The sequence below is a fragment of the Chryseobacterium amylolyticum genome (assembly GCF_051011775.1).
GTDB lineage: Bacteria > Bacteroidota > Bacteroidia > Flavobacteriales > Weeksellaceae > Chryseobacterium.
Window position 1 is genome coordinate 238,469 of the sequence record NZ_JBPCHX010000003.1, and the last position, 18,301, is coordinate 256,769.

General features: G+C 38.5%; 18 protein-coding genes. 11 read left to right on the forward strand and 7 right to left on the reverse strand.

Annotated features, from left to right (window positions below):
- The first annotated feature begins 115 nt into the window (after window positions 1–115).
- A complete protein-coding gene (locus ACR1PO_RS09870; RefSeq protein ID WP_332388670.1) occupies window positions 116–406 on the forward strand; it encodes a hypothetical protein in 291 nt (96 codons plus the stop codon).
- Here the strand turns inward: ACR1PO_RS09870 and ACR1PO_RS09875 are convergent.
- Both ACR1PO_RS09875 and ACR1PO_RS09880 read right to left on the reverse strand, forming a co-directional pair.
- The gene (locus tag ACR1PO_RS09875) at window positions 337–900 is read right to left on the reverse strand and encodes a YdeI/OmpD-associated family protein (protein ID WP_433986649.1); all 564 of its coding nucleotides are present in this window, start codon (window positions 898–900) and stop codon (window positions 337–339) included. The genes ACR1PO_RS09870 and ACR1PO_RS09875 overlap by 70 nt on opposite strands.
- 79 nt (window positions 901–979) lie before the next feature.
- Complete coding sequence (locus ACR1PO_RS09880) at window positions 980–3,184, reverse strand: S46 family peptidase (RefSeq protein WP_433986650.1); 2,205 nt, start codon at window positions 3,182–3,184, stop codon at window positions 980–982.
- Between the two features lie 86 nt (window positions 3,185–3,270).
- On the opposite strand from ACR1PO_RS09880, the gene ACR1PO_RS09885 reads away from it, so the two are divergent.
- Window positions 3,271–3,705, forward strand: a complete 435-nt coding sequence (locus tag ACR1PO_RS09885) for an META domain-containing protein (protein ID WP_433986651.1) — start codon at window positions 3,271–3,273, stop codon at window positions 3,703–3,705.
- A 104-nt stretch (window positions 3,706–3,809) separates the two neighbouring features.
- Here ACR1PO_RS09885 and ACR1PO_RS09890 read toward each other — a convergent pair whose 3' ends face one another.
- From ACR1PO_RS09890 to ACR1PO_RS09905, 4 genes are all read right to left on the reverse strand, one after another.
- Window positions 3,810–4,217, reverse strand: a complete 408-nt coding sequence (locus tag ACR1PO_RS09890; RefSeq protein WP_433986652.1) for a hypothetical protein — start codon at window positions 4,215–4,217, stop codon at window positions 3,810–3,812.
- A 6-nt stretch (window positions 4,218–4,223) separates the two neighbouring features.
- Window positions 4,224–6,773 (reverse strand): beta strand repeat-containing protein, encoded by a 2,550-nt coding sequence (locus tag ACR1PO_RS09895; protein WP_433986653.1) that lies wholly within the window; start codon window positions 6,771–6,773, stop codon window positions 4,224–4,226.
- Between the two features lie 6 nt (window positions 6,774–6,779).
- Complete coding sequence (locus ACR1PO_RS09900; RefSeq protein WP_433986654.1) at window positions 6,780–7,253, reverse strand: T9SS type A sorting domain-containing protein; 474 nt, start codon at window positions 7,251–7,253, stop codon at window positions 6,780–6,782.
- A 158-nt stretch (window positions 7,254–7,411) separates the two neighbouring features.
- Window positions 7,412–8,119, reverse strand: a complete 708-nt coding sequence (locus ACR1PO_RS09905; protein WP_433986655.1) for a LytR/AlgR family response regulator transcription factor — start codon at window positions 8,117–8,119, stop codon at window positions 7,412–7,414.
- A 193-nt stretch (window positions 8,120–8,312) separates the two neighbouring features.
- On the opposite strand from ACR1PO_RS09905, the gene hflX reads away from it, so the two are divergent.
- The 9 genes from hflX (at window position 8,313) to ACR1PO_RS09950 (ending at window position 17,790) form a co-directional block, all read left to right on the forward strand.
- Window positions 8,313–9,536: a GTPase HflX gene (gene hflX, locus ACR1PO_RS09910; protein ID WP_002982307.1), complete on the forward strand. Its 1,224-nt coding sequence runs from the start codon at window positions 8,313–8,315 to the stop codon at window positions 9,534–9,536.
- Entirely contained in the window at window positions 9,536–10,171 is a 636-nt protein-coding gene (locus ACR1PO_RS09915; protein WP_332388661.1) for a DUF4919 domain-containing protein, read from the forward strand. The genes hflX and ACR1PO_RS09915 overlap by 1 nt, the downstream gene beginning before the upstream one ends.
- Window positions 10,172–10,190: 19 nt before the next feature.
- Window positions 10,191–11,477, forward strand: coding sequence for a cation:proton antiporter (locus ACR1PO_RS09920; protein WP_433986656.1), 1,287 nt, complete (start codon window positions 10,191–10,193; stop codon window positions 11,475–11,477).
- 20 nt (window positions 11,478–11,497) lie between these two features.
- Window positions 11,498–12,214 (forward strand): DNA alkylation repair protein, encoded by a 717-nt coding sequence (locus ACR1PO_RS09925; RefSeq protein ID WP_433986657.1) that lies wholly within the window; start codon window positions 11,498–11,500, stop codon window positions 12,212–12,214.
- Between the two features lie 131 nt (window positions 12,215–12,345).
- Window positions 12,346–13,014, forward strand: coding sequence for a hypothetical protein (locus tag ACR1PO_RS09930; RefSeq protein WP_433986658.1), 669 nt, complete (start codon window positions 12,346–12,348; stop codon window positions 13,012–13,014).
- 17 nt (window positions 13,015–13,031) lie between these two features.
- Entirely contained in the window at window positions 13,032–15,050 is a 2,019-nt protein-coding gene (locus ACR1PO_RS09935; RefSeq protein WP_433986659.1) for a hypothetical protein, read from the forward strand.
- Window positions 15,051–16,289, forward strand: coding sequence for a hypothetical protein (locus tag ACR1PO_RS09940; RefSeq protein WP_433986660.1), 1,239 nt, complete (start codon window positions 15,051–15,053; stop codon window positions 16,287–16,289).
- A gap of 25 nt (window positions 16,290–16,314) precedes the next feature.
- Entirely contained in the window at window positions 16,315–16,653 is a 339-nt protein-coding gene (locus ACR1PO_RS09945) for a DUF6122 family protein (RefSeq protein WP_332388650.1), read from the forward strand.
- Window positions 16,654–16,719: 66 nt separating this feature from the next.
- Window positions 16,720–17,790, forward strand: a complete 1,071-nt coding sequence (locus ACR1PO_RS09950) for a calcium:cation antiporter (RefSeq protein WP_332388649.1) — start codon at window positions 16,720–16,722, stop codon at window positions 17,788–17,790.
- A 95-nt stretch (window positions 17,791–17,885) separates the two neighbouring features.
- On the opposite strand, the gene ACR1PO_RS09955 is transcribed toward ACR1PO_RS09950, so the two are convergent.
- Window positions 17,886–18,266, reverse strand: coding sequence for a group III truncated hemoglobin (locus ACR1PO_RS09955; protein ID WP_332388648.1), 381 nt, complete (start codon window positions 18,264–18,266; stop codon window positions 17,886–17,888).
- Between the last annotated feature and the right edge of the window lie 35 nt (window positions 18,267–18,301).

The following is an 18,301-nucleotide window of genomic DNA, read 5'->3' on the forward strand; positions in this document are numbered from 1 at the left end:
AGTTTCTGGGCCTTTTTTATTCGATGAATAATACGTCGAGTTTTGTCGTAATGCAAAGGGATATTTGTACCTCTTAAAAAAGATAATAATTAATTAACCGGAAAACAAATCATAAATGAACAACTTTATTGTATTGTCTAAAGATTTTGCTGCCAATGAAAGTGCGGTAGTAGATATTAAATGGCTGGGATACACAAACCCGTTGGGTGCACTTACATTTCGGAATAAAACGGGACAGTATGCAACGTTTATCTGGCAAAGAGAGATCACTCATAACAGAGGAAAAACAGGGTATTTTAAGGAGGTAATCAATGATTTAGGAGTAAAAGTGAATCATTATGACGGACTTATAACGGTTACCAATGGAGGAGGAAAACAATATCTGCAAGGAGAACTGAAAATATAATGCAATGGGAAGGAGATTATATCCCTTTCTTCCCATCCAAAATCATCTGAACCATTTTTACCTTTCGGGTTTTCCCTGGTTTCAGGTTTCTTGGCTTCCTCAATCCAGCGGATATATTCTTTTTTGTGGGTGTAGCTCATCTTATCAAATAAAGCCTTTGCTTCAGGGTTTTGTTTAAAAACAGAGGTGATGTCATCTGCAATTTCAACCATTCTTTCTTCTTTATCTTCCATAAGAGATACAGAAACCTCATCTCCGAAGGTTTTACCAAGCTGTTTTCTGACTTCCTGCGTCAGACCTAAAATATGGCAGTCAGATTTCATTTTGGCGAGGCTTCCGCGGTATTCAACTTTATCGTCAAACAGGGCTTTAACCTTTACCTGTCCTTTTTTATTAAACAGCTCTTCCGTAGAAAACGGAAATTCTACAAATGCAGCATTCATTGCTCCGTTTTGCTGAATAACAGCTCTGAATTTAATAGTTTGATGATTCATGTTGAAATATTTTTAATAATCAAAAATAAAAAAACCGTGAAAGTAAATTTCACGGTTTTCAAAAATATATCAGATAAGATTATTTTTTAGCTTTCTTAGGCATTGCTGTAGTACCTGAGTTTTTAGTTTTTGTATCAGCCGGAGTATTGGCATCTCTTACAAGCTTCAGCTCGTCAATTAATCTTCTTGCTCCTGCAAACTTATCAATTGTCCAAAGAACGAAACGAACATCAACGTTGATCGTTTTCTGCCATTCAGGCTCGAATACGATATCACCGCTTAATGCTTCACTGTTTCCATCGAAAGCAATACCGATAAGGTTTCCGTCGCCATCAATTACCGGGGAACCGGAGTTACCACCTGTAATATCGTTGTTAGAAAGGAAGTTTACAGGCATATAACCTGCAGCATCAGCATACTGTCCGAAATCTTTAAGATTGTAAAGGTCGATCACTCTTTGAGGAAGATCAAACTCTTCATCACCTTTCTTGTATTTTCCAACAAGACCGGTCATGTCTGTATAATAGTTATCCGTAATCCCGAAATAGTTTCTGTCATTTCTGATGGGTAGTTTATCTACCGTACCGTAAGTTAATCTCATGGTAGAGTTAGCATCCGGGTAGAATTTCTTTTCAGGCATAGCCTTCATTAGACCCGCTAAGAAAAGACGGTTGTTTTTGGCAAAAAAGTCATCTATCTTAACAAATCTTTCAGTGCTTATCTTTTGATCTGCCATAATTCCGTTAGCTGCTTTCCAAAGTGGGTCAGCATCAAGCTTCAGTGCATCCGGGTTCAATAAGAAGTTCGTTGCAGAAGTTTTATTAGCGAAAATTGAAGAATATGCCAAATTAGAAACAGTCTTGGCATCAAGCCCTAAAATAGTAGCAGAAGCAACGTCCGGGTTTTTAACTCTTGCCTGATAAAGGCTGGTCATAGCAGCAAGCATTTCTCCTTCCAAAGACGGATTGAAGTTTTCATAGGCAGCTTTGATTGCAGCTTCAGTTTTAGGTTTCATTGCCAGTCTTCCCTGCATATCCTGAGCTGCATAAGTTTTAAGAACTAATCCTAACTGTAATGCAAGGGTAATATATTTTGCATTTCTTGTAAACTGTGTAGCATAGTTTCTTTCAACATTTCTGTCAGATACTTGTTTGTAATAGGCGCCTATATCTTCTAAAACTCCATTGTATTCCTCATTTCCTGGCATTGCAGCCCATTTATTGTACGTTTCTTCAATCTTTTGTTTGTCAGAAATGGTTCCGTTTTTCTCTACTGCATCAATAGTACCTTGTCTGTTTTTCCAGTAGTTAGCTACAGAAGCATATTGAGAAGCGTAGTTAAGCTGAGTTGCTTTATCCTTGTCCATGTATTTTTTCATAACATCCATGGCCGTTTTGGAAGCTTCAACCCATGCCGGGTAATCTTTGGTTACCATTTGCTGAATTCCGTAAGAAGTCAGGTAACGGTTTGTTCTTCCAGGATATCCCAGGATCATTGAGAAATCACCAGGCTTGATTCCTTTAAGAGAAACCGGAAGGAAATGCTTAGGCTTCAAAGGAGTGTTGCTTGGAGAATACTCAGCAGGGTTTCCTGCAGCATCAGCATACACTCTGAAAACGGTGAAGTCTGCAGTGTGTCTTGGCCATTCCCAGTTGTCTGTATCTCCTCCGAATTTTCCTAATGATGAAGGTGGAGCACCTACCAATCTGATATCTTTATAATCCTGGTATACGAAATAGTAAAATTCATTTCCGTTGAAGAAATCTTTTACTACTACAGTATATTTTCCGTTTTCAGAGTTTTCTGTCTGGATGGCTTTAGTTTCAGCATCGATAACAGCTTTTCTCTCTGCTCCGGTCATATTGTTGTTTAGCTTGGAAGTGATTCTTTTGGTAGCATCATCCATTCTCACTAAAAATCTTACATAAAGATCCTTTGCATTGAATTCGTCTTTCTGTTTCATTGCCCAGAAACCGTTCTTCAAATAATCTTTTTCTGGTGTAGAAGCCGCAGCAACAGCCCCGTAGCCACAGTGGTGATTGGTAAATATAAGTCCTTTATCAGAAACAATTTCTCCTGTACAGAAACCACCGAAACTTACGATAGCATCTTTTAAGCTTGAATTGTTCACTGAATAAATTTCTTCAGGCGTAAGATGCAGACCCTCTTTTTGCATATCAACACCGTTAAGTCTTTTGATGAGCATTAGCAGCCACATCCCCTCATCCGCCCTCATCTGAGCAAAGCCCAGTAAGAAAGTGAATAGTAGAAATAGTCTTTTCATTTTATAAAATAATTTTTGTGTCGCTAATTTACTAATTTTTACGAGATTCTGTCCCGGGTTGGTATGAAAATGGGATGATAATCCGCATGAAAAAGATACTATTATCACTTTTTACCGCTTTACTTTTAGGAGTTGTTTTGAATTGCTCTGCAATACCGGATAAAAACCCATCTCTCCAAAGGCAGTGGATGTTGATTTCTTTTGATGGTTTTTCAAAAGATCAGCTTATTGCCCACAAAGCAGAAATGAATCTGACGGCTGCTATTGTAGAGGGTAAAATTCAGGGGAGTGCCTACATGGGATGTAATCAGATGTCTTTTATGTCCGAATTTAAAAAAGGAGGAAAGGTAAAGATTTCAAAAGGAGTCAGCACAACTAAAGCCTGCGAGGATATGGATCTTGAAACATCTTTTCAGAAGAAAATTGAAACCATGACCAGATATTCTGTTGAAGGACATTTTCTTACCCTGTCTGATGATCATGGTCATACAATGAAATTTGTAGCTGCTGATTGGGATTAATAATGCAGCCGTCAATATAAAAAGTCCGCTCTTTGGCGGACTTCTTTGTTTGAAAAATCTAGTTTGGTTATCAGCTTTTTTGTGGTTATCAGTTTTGAGAGTTATTAGTTTTTAGGGATAGTTTTCTTTATTTCTTCCAGAGTTGCTGTGTTGGGCAGCCCGGTAACAGTCGCTTTTGTGTTCCTAGAATTTATATTGTGATATGCCTGTCTGTTGGGGATTGTTTTTTTTATGTCTTCAAGACTTGCCGTATTGGAAAGAAGGTTTCCCGAATTGTCTGAAGCAGCTTTGGGTTTGGAATCCTGTTTTTTAACGGCAAGGCCATGATCAGAAGGCAGGCCGGTATTTACAGTGGTCTTTTCTTTAGCTTCCTGTATGAGTTTAGCCTGCTGTTCCTGCGCCTGTTTTACAACCAGTGTTTGATCTTCCTCTGTAGGGGTAGTCTTTTTATTTTCCTGAGCATGGATAATGGTGCTGAAAAATAATAACGGGATAATATATGCTATTTTCATGACGGTTTATTTTATGTTGACTAATACTTGAATTTTTCCAATCTCTTTTTGGTCATAATCCTGAAGCGCTTTTCCGATGACCTGTCCTACTTTTACCTTTTTAAGACTGGCTTTCATTGCAACACCTGGCTTAGATGAAGTTACCAGTAGATCACCTCTCTTTATTTTTCCGTTTTCAAGACATACCTTGGTAGGAATTACACCAATGACGCCCATGGGAGCTTTATTGGAAATATCAGTGTCAATATTTTCCTCCGTAAGAAGTACACCGGGTTTTGTGGCATACACTCCGGCAACAAGATTAGAATAAGGGGTTGAAGATTTTTCAACGGTTCTGTCCGCGCTGGTTGAGATCACAAGAATATCCCCAGGTTCATACTGAGAAATATTTCCGTTTACATCAAATGCTTCAGCAACGTCGGCACCGCTGTTTTGAGTTCCGCCGTTAAAAAAGCCTCTTCCTGCTTTGTTGATTCTGGCAACATTTGCTCCGGCACTTTGTAAAATAGCAAGATCTCCTGAAGAACCTGTATGGTTAATAGACAGAGCAGATCCTGTACCTGAATTGGTTACATACAGTACCGGCTGGCTGTTACTGATATTGAAGTTGGAAAATCTACCAGCCTTTCCGGTACCGAAGTTGGGAACCCAGCCATAAATTGCATTTCCTGTGCCGTCTACTGTTGCTTCCACTCCGTCTCCGCTATTGGAAGCATTGGCGGTGATACCATTACCGTTACCATCTGCAATGGCAATCAGTGCAGGACCATTACCTGCCGGATTACTGGCGTGGAATAATCCCGCATATCCTCCCGTACCTGAAGAAACTCCATAAATCCCTGCCGTACCGAAATTGGCAAACTGTGAATTGACTTCTCCTCTTACGGCAGCCGAAGTTCCGGTCACTTTATCTACCTTAAAATTCCCTGCGATACCGTTTCCAACAGTAGTTACTGTGATAACATCGCTGGTGTTGGATTCATTGAAAATATTAAATCTTCCGGCCCGCCCTGTAGAAAAAGAAGGTACCCATGCGTAAAGGGCGTTTCCGGCCCCATCAATATTGGTTTCAACACCATTTCCGTCTTTGCCTGCATTGGCTGTAATGGCGTTTCCGTTACCGTCTGTTAAAGCGATCAGTGATGCTCCGTTTCCGGCAGGATTGGAAGAATAGAATAGCCCGGCGCGTCCACCAGTACCTGAAGAAACTCCAAAAATAGCGGCCGCACCAAAATTTCCGAAAATAGTATTGACTTCCCCTCTTACGGCTGCTCCAACGCTATTGGTATTATTGAGTAGAAAAGACGCGGCATTGCCTTTGGTATTATCAGGGATATTTCCATTTCCGTTAGATATCACTTCAAAAGTATTGGCATCAGTATTTGTATTGTTGAAATTTTCAAATCTTCCGGCACGGCCTGTACTGTTATTTAACCCTACCTGTCCGTAAACACCGATACCTGTTCCGGATGTATTGGTTGCAACAAAACCTCTTACTCCATATCCACCTCCATCATTTCTGCCTACTACTGCTCCTGCAATATCACTGGTAGTTCTGCCCACTACTGCTTCTCCGCCTCCGTTGTTATCTCCTACTACCCCGGCTGAAGTAACTGCAGAAGTCATTCCATGTACCCCAAATCCAGCTGCTGTAGAACTTCTTACTCCGGCTCCGTTTCCTGAGGTCGTAACATTTACAACCGTACCATTTCCTACGCTGGATGCACTGAGAGCAACATTATTATTCGCGTTGTTGAAAATTGAAATGCTTGCAGGAATTCCGTTATTACTGGTAGCAGTAAGACCGGTTCCTGTATTACTGTTGGCATAAACCCCGGTTCCGTTAGCACTGGCATTACCATATACCCCTAATCCATTGGGGGTAACTCCGTATACACCCCATCCGCTTCCGGCCTGGCTTCCGTAAACCCCTACTCCAAGTCCGCCTGTTCCATTATTAATACCACGTACAGCACTGGAAAATCCACCAGGAGAAGTACTGTTTACAATCCCCCTTACTGCAGAAATATTTGATGTGGTCGTATTATTTACTCCCTCAAGGGAAGTACCATCTCCATCGTTGACCAATGAAAATAAAGTGGAAGCATTATTAACGCTTGTGCTGTAAGGAATGGCAAAGCTTCCACCCCCGCCGCCTGCAGATTTGGCATACATAGCATAGGGCACACTCAGCAGCTGGCTGGTCCCTGCTATGGTATAGTTGGTTCCTCCGGCAGGATCTGTTTCTGTTTTTAAATAATAGCTTCCAGCAGGCCAGGCAATGGTAGAGAATGTTCCGGTAAGTACAGTTCCCGTTCCTATTTCAAGACTGATGAGTCCGTTGGCATTGGTGTTCCCGGTGAGTCTTTCAGAGTAAACTGCGGCTCCGGCGGGAGATCCCTGTAAAATGCTTACTTTCACAGCAATAGCTTGATTGGCTAAAAGTTGTCCGGAACCGTTTCTCATGACAGCCTGGTAGCTCATTTTTTCCGGTGCCTGAGAAAGTCCCATAAAGAAACCGGTCAGGATCCAGAACAGTGATAATATTTTTTTCATGGCGTTTTATTTTTTAATGATTTTAAAAGTTTTAATATTTTCTCCATTTTGGGTAATCCTGATGATGTACATGGCTGAAGGGAGTGAGGAGAAATTAAGCTCAGATTTTGATTGTGAAATCTTATCTTTTTTTACCAGTTTTCCCTGGCCATCAAATAGCTGATATTCTGATCCTTTAAAATTATTTGAGGTAAAATCCAGATACAGATAATCTCTGAAAGGATTGGGATAGAGCAAAATGCCAGATAATTCAGAAGAATTTTCAACGGTGGTAAGGGTGATGATTTCGTAAGGCTGTTGAACGCCTTCCAGCACTTGTCCTGCTCCTTTTTCCAGATAAACCGGCTGGCCTACGCTGTAAGAAACAAAACCATTAGCTGCTGATGTATCCAGCCCGGTTGCCAGAACTGCAGATTGAGCGTGCAGTATGGGGATGGAAAAGACAGACAGAATAATACAGTAAATAGATATTCTTTCCATGGATAACAGTTTTGGTGATTAATAGATGTGTTTTCTGAGGGGAATTTGGGAAGACTAAATTACCACGAATCTCAATCAGATGACAGGAAAATAGACCAACGGCAGAAATAATCGACCAATGGCATTTATGAATAACAGCTGAATTTTTGTATAAACTTTTAAGGATTGAAAAAGGAAAGATTATCCTTGTAGGTTCTGCCGATAGGTAGCTTTATTTGATGGGCAAGTTCTATTTCATGACAGCTTTTTCCACGGATAAGATGACGTGGGACAGCATAGCTTCTGTGGATTCTGACGAAGGAATCAAAACAGTTTTTTTGCAGAAGGTTCCCCAGGGAATTTAAGATGCAGTGATTTTTTTCTAGGGTAATGATCCTCGTATAATCTTTCAGCGCTTCCAGGTACAGGATATCTTTCATCTTAATCTGAAAAACATGTCCGCCTTCTTTTATCTTGAGGCAGTTTTCACCTGTCATGGCATCATAGCATTCGCATTTTTGCCTGGCTTCAAAAAAATCAAAAAGCTTCTCCATAGAGTAATGAAATCGTTCTGCGGTAAGAGGTTTGGTAATAAAATCTAAAGTGTTGATTTCAAAGGTTCCCGCAGCCAGTTCAGGATGTGAGCTTACAAAAATACACGCAGGGATCTTATGGGCCAGTTTCCGGAATTCAAGCCCGTTCATACCGTTTAAATTGGTTTCGGTAATCAGAAAATCAATAGGAAGGTCAAGATAAGGAATAGCCTTTTCTGCAGAGTCAAAAGAGGCAATAATTTCAATATTCTGATATTGCCTGATATAATGCTGAAGAACCAGCCTGTCCAGTTCATCATCATCAATAATCATACATCTGATATGGGTAATCATGATATTCCGGAGATTAGTTTTTAATTTAAATAAGTAAAAATCAGAAATTTATTATATAAAGTTATTGATTTTTTAAACATCTTCCGTCAGTTAACTTAAATTTATATTAAAATATATTATTAAATAAAAATTGATTTTGTTTTTTTTCTGAAAAATATTAACTTGTAAAAATCATAAACATAGACAGAATTTAATGCTAGAAAAGAAAGAACATAACTATGAGAAAGCGGTCCTGGTGGGTGTTATTACCCAGAATCAGGACGAAGAAAAACTGACGGAGTATTTGGATGAACTTGAGTTTTTAGCTTTCACAGCAGGAGCAACCGTACAAAAACGTTTTACCCAAAAACTGACTCAGCCTGACTCCAAAACCTTTATCGGAAGCGGAAAAGCCATTGAGATAAAAGAATATGTAAAAGAAAACGAAATAGGAACAGTCATTTTCGATGATGAACTTTCACCTTCACAGCTTAAAAACCTTGAAAGAGAAATGGAAGTTAAAATTCTGGACCGTACCAATCTTATTCTTGACATTTTTGCCCAGAGGGCACAGACTTCTTATGCAAGAACTCAGGTAGAATTAGCCCAGTATCAATATCTTTTACCACGATTAACAAGAATGTGGACCCACCTTGAGCGTCAGAAAGGGGGGATTGGGATGAGAGGTCCCGGTGAAACGGAAATTGAGACTGACCGCCGTATTATCCGTGACAGAATTACATTACTGAAAGATAAACTTAAGACAATTGACAAGCAGATGGCTACCCAGCGTAACAACCGTGGAAAGGTAGTTCGTGCAGCCCTGGTAGGATATACCAATGTAGGAAAATCTACTCTGATGAATTCCATTTCAAAATCTGAAGTTTTTGCAGAAAATAAATTATTTGCAACACTGGATACTACAGTAAGAAAAGTAGTGATCGGGAATTTGCCGTTTCTGCTTACAGATACAGTAGGATTCATCAGGAAATTACCAACCCAACTGGTGGAATCATTTAAATCTACTTTGGATGAGGTTCGTGAAGCAGATCTTCTGATTCATGTGGTAGACATTTCTCATGAAAGTTTTGAAGATCATATTGAATCTGTAAATCATATCCTGATGGAAATCAACGCACATCAGAAACCAATGATTATGGTTTTCAATAAAATTGATGATTTCAGCTATGAGAAAAAGGATGAAGATGATCTTACCCCTTCAACCCGTAAAAATATTTCACTGGAAGAATGGAAAAAAACATGGATGGCAAAATCAAAATATCCAACGGTTTTCATTTCTGCCTTAACGAAGGAAAATTTCCCGGAAATGAAGAAAATGATCTATGACGAGGTCATGAAAATTCATATTTCCAGATTCCCGTACAATGATTTCCTTTTCGAATATTTCGATGATGAGGAAGAAGAAAGCAACAATTAATGAAATATCACTTTTTCCTTTTATTCATCGTGTTTTCGGTTTTTGGGTTCAGCCAAAAATCAAAAATTGATTTAAAAGCTATTGAGAAAAGCCTCAAAAATTCTGATTCTCCTTACAATTACGAGAAACTTATTTTTAAGTTTAAAGGATATCCGAAGTCTTTAGACAGTATAGAATCACAATACCTGTACTATGGAAGAAACTTCAGAAATGATAAGATAAGCACATCTGAAGACCGCTTTAAAAATCTTGTGGATGCTTTTAAGCAGAATAATTTTGCAGACTGCATTAAGCAGGGAAAGGCATTATATGATAAAGATCCTACCAACCTGGACATTTTGCTTATTCTGCTCAGGGCATATGATTCTTTAAAGGATGGAAATAACTTTATCCATCACTTGAATCAGTTCCGTGCACTTACTGAAGGCATAAAAGGCTCAGGAGACGGGAAATCCGAAAAGACAGCTTATATTGTCAATTCTGTAGGAGACGAATATATCCTGCTCAACATCCTGAATGTAGGACAGGATTATAAAAGAAGTTCAAAGCCGGCCAAAGATGGCATGTTTGACATCTGGGAAAAAGACGGAAAGCAGATTTATATTAAAATACTTTATTTGGAACTAACCAATTAATCTCAAATAAAAACACTTAGTGGAATTATATTATTCATTTTCAGCATTAATCGTATTAGCGTCAATATTTGCCTATCTTAATTACAGGTTCTTAAAACTTCCGAGTACCATCGGAATTATGGTGATCGCTATTGTGGTCTCTATTTTTCTGGTAATGTTCGGGGAAACAGTCCTTCCGAGAACTTTCGGACACCTTCACAACCTGATGGACAGCATCGACTTTACAGAGGTTTTGATGGGAGCCATGCTTAATTTTCTTCTTTTTGCAGGAGGAATTCACATTAATATTAATGACCTGAAGGAGCAGTTCCGGCCGGTATTGATATTTTCTACGGTAGGTGTTGTTATTTCCACTTTTGTAGTAGGTTTCGGGATGTTTTATTTACTGCCTTATGTAGGGATTAATCTTCCTTTTATCTACTGTCTTGTTTTTGGAGCGCTGATCTCGCCTACAGATCCCGTTGCGGTTCTGAGTGTCCTGAAACAGGCAAATGTTTCCAAATCACTGGAGACAAAGGTTGCCGGGGAATCCCTTTTCAATGATGGTATGGCAGTAGTGGTTTTTACCGTTGTTCTGCAGCTTGCCATTGGAAAAGAAGTGGATCTTGGAGTTGAAAACATTGGTTTACTGCTGTTGAGAGAAGCCGGAGGAGGGATTTTGCTGGGAGGATTGCTGGGATGGGTGACTTCCAGACTGATGCGTGAAGTGGATGATTATATTATTTCCGTGCTGGTAACACTTTCAGTTGTGATGGGAGGGTATCTTATTGCAAGACAAATGCATATCTCCGGACCATTGACGATGGTAGCAGCAGGATTATTTATGGGGAATTTTAATGTGAGATTTAAAATGAAATCCATTACTCAGGATTATCTGATCAAATTCTGGGAACTGATTGATGAAATCCTGAATGCCGTATTATTCCTGTTCATAGGATTTGAGCTTCTGATGATTAAAGATCTCAGACACTTCATGATTCCTGGTCTGGTTGCCATTGTGGTCGTTTTATTGGCAAGATTTATTTCTATCTGGGGGCCTTCAAAATTTACTTCTCTGAGAAGAAGTTTCAGTCCGCAGACCGTAAAAGTGCTGGTTTGGGGAGGAATCCGTGGGGGAGTGTCTATTGCATTGGCAATGTCTATTCCTAAAAGTGAATACAGCCAGATTATCTTAAGTATTACCTACTGTGTCGTGGTCTTCTCAATTATTGTTCAGGGGCTTACCATTGCTAAAGTAGCCAACCCTAATAAGATTGCCAAAGAGGAAGAAGAGCAGGAGAATATCACTGCAGAAGAAAAAGCTTAAACGTAACAGACATTCGGAATATGAGTATTGTAAAAGAGATACAGGAAGCATTAGCTGTTCTTTCCATCCCTGAAAAGGCAGCATTCTTTCCGAGATTTTTTAAAACCGGAAAAGGAGAATATGGTGAAGGCGATTTGTTTCTGGGAGTAAAAGTTCCTGATCAACGCTCTGTTGCAAAGGAATATTACCCTAAAATAAGCCTGCAGGAACTCAGCATCTTACTGTCTTCAGAATACCATGAGCATAGATTAACGGCTCTTTTTATGCTGATTTTAAAATTTGAAAAAACAAAAGATAAAGCTGTAAAAGAAGACGTGGTCGCTTTTTATCTTGATCATCTTCCTTATGTCAATAACTGGGATCTGGTAGATTCTACCTGCTACAAAATTTTAGGCAGGTATGCTTTTGAAAATCAGAAAGAAAACCTGCTTAGAGAACTTTCGGAATCTGAAGAGATGTGGCATAAGAGAATCGCTGTAGTGGGGACGATGCATTATATAAAAAAAGGTTCATTTGACCTTACAAAAGAATTTGTAACCAGAAATATGAAGCATCCCCATGATCTGATGCATAAGGCAAACGGATGGCTGCTTAGGGAGATGGGGAATAAGAATGAAGGCGAACTGATCAGCTATCTGAATTCGTATTACAAAGAAATGCCGAGAACCTGCCTGCGTTACGCTATAGAAAAGCTGGATGAAGACCTCCGCCAGGAATATCTGAAAGGAGATATTTAAATACAATAAAACTACAATTGTATTGTTTCCGTATTAAAAGGTACTGGAAAACAGCTATTTATGCTCAAAAAATAAAAGATTGTAAGGATGTAAGGCCGGAATTGAGTAATTTTGTGCTTTTAAACCCAATCATGAAAAATTTTCTCAGATTATTTCTTCTATGTGTGCCTTTACTATTTCTGACAAGCTGTTTTGATATTCTTGATAAAGTGAATGTGAAAGCTGACGGTACGGGAGAGTATACCATAATTTTGAATGCCAGCAAAAGCAAAACAAGACTGGCGTCTATCTCCAAAATGGAAACCATCAACGGAAAAAAAGTTCCCAAAAAGGCGGAGATTGAAAACAAGATCAATGAAGCAGCAAAAATTTTTAAAGCAACTCCCGGAATCAGCAATGTGAAAACATCTGTGGATTTTGATAATTATATCATCAGACTGAGCTGTAATTTTAAAAAGATTGAAAACATCAATGCCGGCCTGGAAAAACTGAAAGCTCAGAAAATTTTGGGCCAAATGGTCCCTGCGCAGGTCTATAATCAGAATCCTGAAAAAAAGACATTTACCAGAAATAAAGTGAATACTTTCAAGGCTGATTACGACAAGTTGAGCAAGGCAGACAAAGAAGTTTTTAATGATGCAAAATATACTTCCATCATGCAATTTGAAAATACGGTGAAGTCACAAACCAATAATAATTATATACTTTCACCCAATAAAAAAGCACTCAAACTCGATGCTGATATCCTGGATCTGATCCTTCAGAAAAAGCAAATCCAGAACACAATTCTTTTTCAATAAATTTCTAAACTATAGTCATGAAATCTATCTTATTAAAAACACAAAAAATTATTTTCGTACTTTTTGGCTTTACGTTGGTTTTAGCCCAGAGCAGCATGAAAATCCCTTCTGATGCTGTATTTTATATGGAGGTCAACGGAAAGCAGCTGAATAATAAAATCAACTGGAATAAACTGAACCCTTTGCTGCATGAGCTCAGCAAAAAAAGCAAAGAAAATCTTTCATGGACAGATTACTCCAAAACAGGAATCAAATACGATGCTGTTCAGTATCACTATGCAAGCTTTAATGATTCTATTAAGACGTATAATACCCACTTTATCATCGATAATAAGGAAAAGTTCCGGGAATTTATTAATTCAGTGAAGAAAAAAGGGCAGGAAGTTTCCAGCAGAAAAAACTATTCTTATGTAGATATCAATGATGATGTCTTTGTTGCCTGGAACGGAAGCCGTGCAGTTCTCAGCATGATCAGCTATACCAAACCTTATAAAGATCTCTGGGCTACAGAAGCCGTTGCAGACAGTACTTCGGTGGTAGCCGCAGACAGCGTTGCTGTAGATGCCGGGGATACAGCGTATACGGATGAACCGGAAAAGCCTTTTGATTATAAAGAAGAAATCAAAAACCTGAAGGAGGATATTAAATATCTGAAAGAAAGTATTAAAGATAACAACAACGAAATCGCAAGAATTCAGAAAGATATTAAGTATCTCCAAAAACATCATAAATACCCTGAAGAAAAGGAAAGCGCTGAAAGTCCCGAAAATGGAGAAGAGATGCCTGATACCGCTTATGACGAGGAAGAAGAAAAAGCCTTCCGGAAAGAGCAGGATTCTATCCGTAGAGAAAACTTCAGAATCGTTAAAAAGAATGCTGAAGAAAGGTTTGATCAATACTTCAGTTCCAATTTGGAAATTGAAGTTCCTGAAGAAATGCTGAAATTCCGGGATTCCAATTCTGATGTTTTTGTGTACACAGATTATGGAAGAATTGTGAATGAAGGAATCTATGGCAAGATGACGAAGTTCTATAGTTATGATAAGTTCTTCCGGAATATGTATGATTCCAATTATTCATACAACTTGTATTTCGACAAAGATAAAGTAAGGCTGGTTAATCATTATCAGCATAAAAATGCTGATATTCAAAAGAATATTGCGGCCGTTTATAAAGGCAAGAAAAACAAAAAACTGCTGGCGCTGATCAATGAGAAAAGTGTTGGTTACTATGCCATGAATGTCAACGGGGCAAAATGCTTTGATATGATGTATAGTCTTCTTCAGAGCTCCGGGGAGAACGAGTACAAAAAAGAAATGGAACTGATCATGGAAACGATGAAAATTGTTCTGGATGAGGAAGCCATTACGAAAATAGCTCCCGGAAACGGAATATTCGTTTTGAATGAACTGAAATCCAAAACAGTAGAGTATACGGATTACGAATATGATGCAGACTTCAATGAAAAAGAAGTAAAGAAAACCAAAGAGATTGCTGTTCCAAACTTTACCTTAGCTTTCGCAACGGAAAATGAAGGATACTGGAACCGTATTTTTGATGTGCTGGCGACCAACAAGAAATTTTCCAAAAGATTCTCTAAAAAAGGAAATCTGTATACATTCAAAGAAGAGAAAGACGGAGGATATATTGACCAGCTGTTCTTTACGGTAAAAGACGGAATAGTATACCTGATGAGTTCTGCCGACAATATTTTATCCGTAAGCCAGTCTGAAATTTCCAGAAAATGGGCAAAGGATTCGGCCAAATACCCTTTGTCAGGAAGACTGGATATCAGGAAGCTTTTGACCGGTTTAGATAAAGAATTCAAGAGTGCGAAAGAAAGAAGAGCACTGGATGCTGTCAGAAAAAATATGGGAGAGTTATACTATAAAACGGAAGTAGAAGGAGAAAGCATCCGGACTGAAATGGATTATAATATCAAAGATTCTTCAGAGAACAGTTTAATGTATTTCTTTGATATATTCGATCAGGTTTTTAAAACAAAAGAAACGGAAAAGAAGCCACAAATTTTATAGATGAATAAAAAGAAGATTATTGTCCCATTACTTTTATTGCTGGCTGTTTCAGTGTATTTTATAGTTTTTCGTAAAGATAAAAAACTAAGATATATTCCTCAGAATGCAGATGCGGTTGTTTTAATTGATACTAAGAAATTAACGGGGCAATATCTCTTCAGCTGGCTTACACATCCCTCAGGATGGTCCGGAAGTAAAGCAAAAAGTAAAAGCTCCGGCCCGGCCAAAGACTCAGGAATCAGAATTCCTGATTTTTTACAGATTTTCCATATTAAAGATACCGGATTCTCTGAATGGTATACCATTTTAGAACTTAAAGATCCACAGAAATTCATTGCCTGTTTAAAGAAGCGAAAGTTTACCGATAAAGGAAATAACTGCTTTCAGAAGGGCCAGTTTTTCGTTAGGGTAGAGGGGAACAATTGTATTGCAGGAACTTCTGATTTTGGTTTTAAAACGATTCAGAAACAGATTCTTCATCCTTCTGCAAATCATATTTGGGACGCAGATCAGCTTATTCACAATACATTGGGAAGTATTTCATTCATTTCCGGGCAGAAAATTCAAAATTTTTCTATTGAACTGAACGATGATGAAATTGAGATCAGAAATAACTCAGATTCTGAAATTTTTAATGATATAGCTTCAAAGCTTCAGAAAGGAAATCATTTTCTTGAACTGGAATTTGACAAAGAAAATATCAGAAATTTTACCCGTTTTTTCAGTAAAGGCATTGCGGATTCCTTACAGGCAAACTCCTTAAAAGCTGTTGCAGATCTGGAACAGGTCAATGATACCATTATCAGTTATGAATATGATGACAACTTTAATGAAGTGGAAAAAAAGACCTTTCAGAAAATTACACAGCCCAATTATATTATTGATCTTCAAAGCGGTAATGCCGTAAAAATATGGGAGTATTTCCAAACTAAGAAATGGATCAGTAGTGAAAATCAATTCACGGCTATTCCTTTTCAGCCCAATAAGATCAGTTTGAGTAATAATAGGGTTGTCATACAATCGGCCAGGAAACCAGTAAAGTTATCACCTCAGGTAAGCGAAAATTACTTCCTGATCAGGAATAATGCTTTGCTGTATTCATCTTTAAAATCACTGACTGACAGTGAGAAAAAGATCATTTCAGATATTGATTATATCCTGTATGGGAATAAAGCTCAGAATTATTGGGTGAAAATAAAAGCAAAGAAAAGAGATTTACCCCTAATTTTACGGTGGTAATCTAAACTGAAAATATATACCATTAATGGCTTCATCTGAAATTGCTCTGCTTAAAACATGTACACATTATTTCTTACATTTTGTGTTTCCGGTATTTATAGCATTGGCTTTTTATCCTAAGAACTGGAAAAAAGTGTATCTCATTTTATTGGCAACGATGCTGGTAGATCTGGACCATCTTTTTGCCCATCCTGTTTTTGATCCGTCAAGGGAAAGTATTGGGTTCCATTTTTTACATTCGTATTATGCTATTGCGGTGTATTTTTTGATGTTGTTTTTCAGAGGCAATATCAGAATTGTAGGAATTGGACTTCTGCTTCATATGTTGACAGATTATCAGGACTTTAACTTCTGGCCTCATTAAAATAACATTAATAATTTCTTTTGATATTGAAAATATTATAGATTTTTTGTATTTTGTAGTCACTTTATGAGACTTAAAGAATTCTTACATTACACCTATATTTTTCCTCTCCTTGCGGTAGGGTATTACTTTTCCGGACTGATGGGAACGGGAGTTCTTTATGATATTCTTGCCGGTATTTTGTTAATCGGAAGTGTTTTATCAGCAGTGCATCATGCTGAAGTTGTAGCCCATAAAGTAGGGGAGCCTTTCGGAACTATTATCCTGGCTCTTTGTATCACCATTATTGAAGTAGCGCTGATCATCTCGCTGATGGTTGCCGGCGGAGATCAGGCGATCACGCTGGCCAGAGATACTGTTTTTGCCGCCGTAATGCTTATTCTTAACGGAATTCTGGGGATCTGTATTCTTGTCGGAGGTGTTAAATACCATGAGCAGTTCTTTGCAAGAACCTCAGCCACTACTTATCTGGTAAGCATTGTTTCTATTCTGGTGCTTACGCTGGTCCTTCCCAATTTTACTTCAAGTGTTAACGGACCTTTCTATAACGAAGCTCAGCTTATTTTTATATCCATAGCATGTCTTATCATTTATGGTATCTTCCTGATGGTTCAGACGGTGCGTCACAGAAGCTACTTTATTGTTCCGGATGAACATCCGGAGGAGCATTATATTCCTACATTGGGCAAAACACTGATAAGCTTTGTTTTCCTGCTTGTTTGTCTGGCAATTGTAGTGCTTATGGCAAAAGGATTATCAGACACGATTGAAAATATGGTAAGAAGCCTGGGAGCGCCAAAATCCCTTGTAGGAGTAATTATTGCAGCCGTTGTTCTTCTTCCTGAGGGTGTAGCTGCTATCCGCGCAGCACGGGCTAACCAGATTCAGTCCAGTTTAAATCTGGCATTAGGATCTGCATTGGCAAGTATCGGATTAACTATTCCTGCGGTTTCAGTGGTGTGTATTATGTACGATATACCCTTGGTGCTTGGCCTGGACAAAAAAGACGTTATTTTGCTCTCTTTATCCGTATTTATCGTAATGCTTTCCCTTAGTCGCGGAAAAACGAACATCCTGTACGGGACCGTTTTATTAGTGAATCTGGCTGCTTATATCTTTACCGTAATCGTTCCTTAAAAGAGAAAAAGCAAAAGGACAAATCGCAGAAAAGTAAAGTGAATCTAATCTGCTTATTGAGTATCCCGGATCCCGCATCTCGGATATATTTTCCCTTACAGCCTTCTGGCCAGATCCATTTTGAAAGCCATCAGCTTTGCTATATTTTCGGATTTGTAGATAGCCATGTCAGCATTTTCTCCAACAAAGTTTTCTTCAATAGTAGTTCTCCAGAGCTCAAGCCATCTGTTAAAATGTTTCTGCTCCATGGCCTGTATCTCATTAATCGGGAAGTGTACCCCCATAGGATTTCCTTTATAGGTCATCTGCCCGAAAAGGATAGATTCCCAGAAAGAATACATTTTAGGAAGATGTTTATCCCAATCTACTTTAGCGATATCATTAAAAAAGAATCCTATGGTTTCATCTTTAACTACCTTTGCATAAAATGAGTTGACAAGGTGTTCAATGTCCTCTCTCGATTCCAGTTTTTTCATACTTCAAATGTACTCCAAAATCGATTTAAAACTCA

What these genes read in the sequence shown, in the direction of transcription:
- ACR1PO_RS09955 (WP_332388648.1), bottom strand. Translation starts at nt 18,266, where the DNA reads ATGAAAAAACTGGAATCGAGAGAGGACATTGAACACCTTGTCAACTCA.
- ACR1PO_RS09880 (WP_433986650.1), bottom strand. Translation starts at nt 3,184, where the DNA reads ATGAAAAGACTATTTCTACTATTCACTTTCTTACTGGGCTTTGCTCAG.
- ACR1PO_RS09885 (WP_433986651.1), top strand. Translation starts at nt 3,271, where the DNA reads ATGAAAAAGATACTATTATCACTTTTTACCGCTTTACTTTTAGGAGTT.
- ACR1PO_RS09915 (WP_332388661.1), top strand. Translation starts at nt 9,536, where the DNA reads ATGAAATATCACTTTTTCCTTTTATTCATCGTGTTTTCGGTTTTTGGG.
- ACR1PO_RS09930 (WP_433986658.1), top strand. Translation starts at nt 12,346, where the DNA reads ATGAAAAATTTTCTCAGATTATTTCTTCTATGTGTGCCTTTACTATTT.
- ACR1PO_RS09875 (WP_433986649.1), bottom strand. Translation starts at nt 900, where the DNA reads ATGAATCATCAAACTATTAAATTCAGAGCTGTTATTCAGCAAAACGGA.
- ACR1PO_RS09950 (WP_332388649.1), top strand. Translation starts at nt 16,720, where the DNA reads ATGAGACTTAAAGAATTCTTACATTACACCTATATTTTTCCTCTCCTT.
- ACR1PO_RS09905 (WP_433986655.1), bottom strand. Translation starts at nt 8,119, where the DNA reads ATGATTACCCATATCAGATGTATGATTATTGATGATGATGAACTGGAC.
- ACR1PO_RS09895 (WP_433986653.1), bottom strand. Translation starts at nt 6,773, where the DNA reads ATGAAAAAAATATTATCACTGTTCTGGATCCTGACCGGTTTCTTTATG.
- ACR1PO_RS09935 (WP_433986659.1), top strand. Translation starts at nt 13,032, where the DNA reads ATGAAATCTATCTTATTAAAAACACAAAAAATTATTTTCGTACTTTTT.
- hflX (WP_002982307.1), top strand. Translation starts at nt 8,313, where the DNA reads ATGCTAGAAAAGAAAGAACATAACTATGAGAAAGCGGTCCTGGTGGGT.
- ACR1PO_RS09945 (WP_332388650.1), top strand. Translation starts at nt 16,315, where the DNA reads ATGGCTTCATCTGAAATTGCTCTGCTTAAAACATGTACACATTATTTC.
- ACR1PO_RS09940 (WP_433986660.1), top strand. Translation starts at nt 15,051, where the DNA reads ATGAATAAAAAGAAGATTATTGTCCCATTACTTTTATTGCTGGCTGTT.
- ACR1PO_RS09925 (WP_433986657.1), top strand. Translation starts at nt 11,498, where the DNA reads ATGAGTATTGTAAAAGAGATACAGGAAGCATTAGCTGTTCTTTCCATC.
- ACR1PO_RS09890 (WP_433986652.1), bottom strand. Translation starts at nt 4,217, where the DNA reads ATGAAAATAGCATATATTATCCCGTTATTATTTTTCAGCACCATTATC.
- ACR1PO_RS09870 (WP_332388670.1), top strand. Translation starts at nt 116, where the DNA reads ATGAACAACTTTATTGTATTGTCTAAAGATTTTGCTGCCAATGAAAGT.
- ACR1PO_RS09900 (WP_433986654.1), bottom strand. Translation starts at nt 7,253, where the DNA reads ATGGAAAGAATATCTATTTACTGTATTATTCTGTCTGTCTTTTCCATC.